This window comes from Methylobacterium sp. E-005, from assembly GCF_022829725.1.
In the GTDB taxonomy this organism is placed as follows: Bacteria; Pseudomonadota; Alphaproteobacteria; order Rhizobiales; family Beijerinckiaceae; genus Methylobacterium.
The window spans coordinates 1-1,847 of the sequence record NZ_JAKSYG010000032.1 but is presented as its reverse complement, the minus strand read 5'-3'; the positions used below and the strand labels follow the sequence as shown (position 1 = coordinate 1,847).

Below are 1,847 nucleotides of genomic sequence, written 5' to 3'. Positions count from 1 at the left end.
TTAGCCCGTGCCTCGGGCGATCCCGCCGGGAACACCTTTCGGTCGCAGTAGGCGCACACGCCGCTCCGAAGCCGCTTTTTCTTTCCGGGGATGATGTGCATGTTCACGCGGCCACCCTCCCCATGCTCGCGGCATCCTGGGCTAGGGTGGGGTCAGACCAGACGATCCTGTTCTCCGCGCCCCACGCCGCGATAAACTCCAGCAAATCGGACATTTCAGACTTGCTGAGTTTGGATGACGATGTGCCGAGCGAGACGACGCCCTTACCGTCGAGGGCCGGCGCTAGCCGCAGCTCTTTGCCGAGGGCGGTCAGGAACAGGATCTTCCACGCATCCGGCTCGTAGCGCTGGCCATAGTGTTCGTGCTGCCGCGCAACATCGGTTAGCATTGCCCAGAGCTTTGAATTTTGGTCCAACGAGCGCTGCGGCTCGCGGAACTCGATGCGGGTGCCGGCCGGCGCCGTGGCGACCCAGCGCAAAGCGCGATCACGCACGGCGGCGTTGGCAAGGATCAGGGTGGCTTTGCTCATCGCGCAGCTTCCGCAACCGGCACGGGATCAGCCTCACGGCGCTCCTCGGCCAGATTGAGCACGCGGTCGCGGTCGGTCTCGTCCAAGGCATCCAGATCGCGTTTGACGGCATCCAGAGCCAGCCAGCGGGTCACAGCTTTGTCGCCTGCGATCCGCCAGAGCGAAGTCAGCATTTCGCCCGCGATCTCTTGCGAGCGGTTGCGCTGGATCGGCTTGCCGTTGGTGTGCAGGTCGTGGACGTTGCGGAGATCGGCCGGCGGTGCGGGTTGGGTGGACGGCTGCTTGAAGTCGTCCGCCTCGTCCTCCGAGTAGGCCAGCCCGTGCAGCTCCACGAGCTTGAGGATCACGCGGTCCTTCCCGCGCTTCTCCGCCATGGCGTAGACGTAGGCGGCCTGTTTGCCGGAGACGCGGTAGTTGATGTTGACGAGCGCTTCGCCGATCGACCACTCGCGTCGTTTGTCGAGGCTGCCGGCGACCATGATGACCGCCTCGTCGCGTTCGGCGCGCAGGATCGTCGGCAGATCAAAGGCGATGCCGGCGCGAGCGGCTACACGCTCCAGGCACTTGTGCGAGATGACTGGTGTGCCCTGGACTTCCCACACTGTCCCACCCTTGCGGGTGTCGTAGGTCTCGCCGTAGCGTTCCAGCACTTCTCGGATCTTGGCGGCGCTCATGGCTACCTCGTTCTGATTGTGAGAGATGGCGAACCGTTCGATAGGCTGGCGCCGGCCACCGGGCCTTCAGCGAGGGCAGCCGCAATGGCAGTCTTCGACGGCACGCGCTTAAAGGCGCACACGTCGTCCGGCAGGGCCGCTTCGTCCGTGATGACCACAGACGGCTTAGAAGCGCCCACAGAGGCCGAGAAGTCCGGCGCGTCGAGCTTGTTCAGCCCAAGCTCTCCAAGGGCCTGTAGGACCACGCCACGCAGGCTCTCGGCCTTTTTGTCGAGGCGAGTCTTGCGCTCCCGCATCTCGGTCTGGATCTCGCCGAGAGCCTTGCTTTGAGCCTCAGTGTGCCGAGCGGCGCGCAGAATGCGGCGCAGCCGTTCCAACACGTCAGTCTCGGAAGCCATCAGTTCCAGAAAGTCGGGATCGCTCTCATCGATGCCGACCGCGATGAGTTGGACGGCGACGCGGGAAGCCGTTGCCATCTCCTGATGGAGCGGGATGCGAGCGGGGGCGGTCATTGCATCCGTCCTCCCGTCAGTCGCACGGCGCGCGCGCCGTCAGCGGCATCCTTCAAAATCTCGGCGGCCCGAGCAGCGCTAAGCGCCAGCCACATCGGCACGTGCTTGCGCTTGACCGACAGCACGGCGAGC

General features: G+C 64.9%; 3 protein-coding genes. All 3 read right to left on the bottom strand.

Annotated elements, in window-relative coordinates; translation table 11 throughout:
• Positions 1-103 precede the first annotated feature (103 nt).
• The 3 genes from MKK88_RS03260 to MKK88_RS03250 are packed head-to-tail and all read right to left on the bottom strand — an operon-like array spanning position 104 to position 1,715.
• Positions 104-529, bottom strand: coding sequence for a recombination protein NinB (locus MKK88_RS03260; RefSeq protein ID WP_243997161.1), 426 nt, complete (start codon positions 527-529; stop codon positions 104-106).
• Positions 526-1,203: a trna delta -isopentenylpyrophosphate transferase gene (locus MKK88_RS03255; protein ID WP_243997160.1), complete on the bottom strand. Its 678-nt coding sequence runs from the start codon at positions 1,201-1,203 to the stop codon at positions 526-528. The genes MKK88_RS03260 and MKK88_RS03255 overlap by 4 nt, the downstream gene beginning before the upstream one ends.
• Before the next feature lie 2 nt (positions 1,204-1,205).
• On the bottom strand, positions 1,206-1,715 hold the full coding sequence (locus MKK88_RS03250) for a siphovirus Gp157 family protein (protein ID WP_243997159.1): 510 nt from the start codon (positions 1,713-1,715) through the stop codon (positions 1,206-1,208).
• Positions 1,716-1,847: the final 132 nt, after the last annotated feature.

Excerpts from the sequence above, each read along its gene's own strand:
- MKK88_RS03260 (WP_243997161.1), bottom strand. The coding sequence starts at position 529 with ATGAGCAAAGCCACCCTGATCCTTGCCAACGCCGCCGTGCGTGATCGC.
- MKK88_RS03255 (WP_243997160.1), bottom strand. The coding sequence starts at position 1,203 with ATGAGCGCCGCCAAGATCCGAGAAGTGCTGGAACGCTACGGCGAGACC.
- MKK88_RS03250 (WP_243997159.1), bottom strand. The coding sequence starts at position 1,715 with ATGACCGCCCCCGCTCGCATCCCGCTCCATCAGGAGATGGCAACGGCT.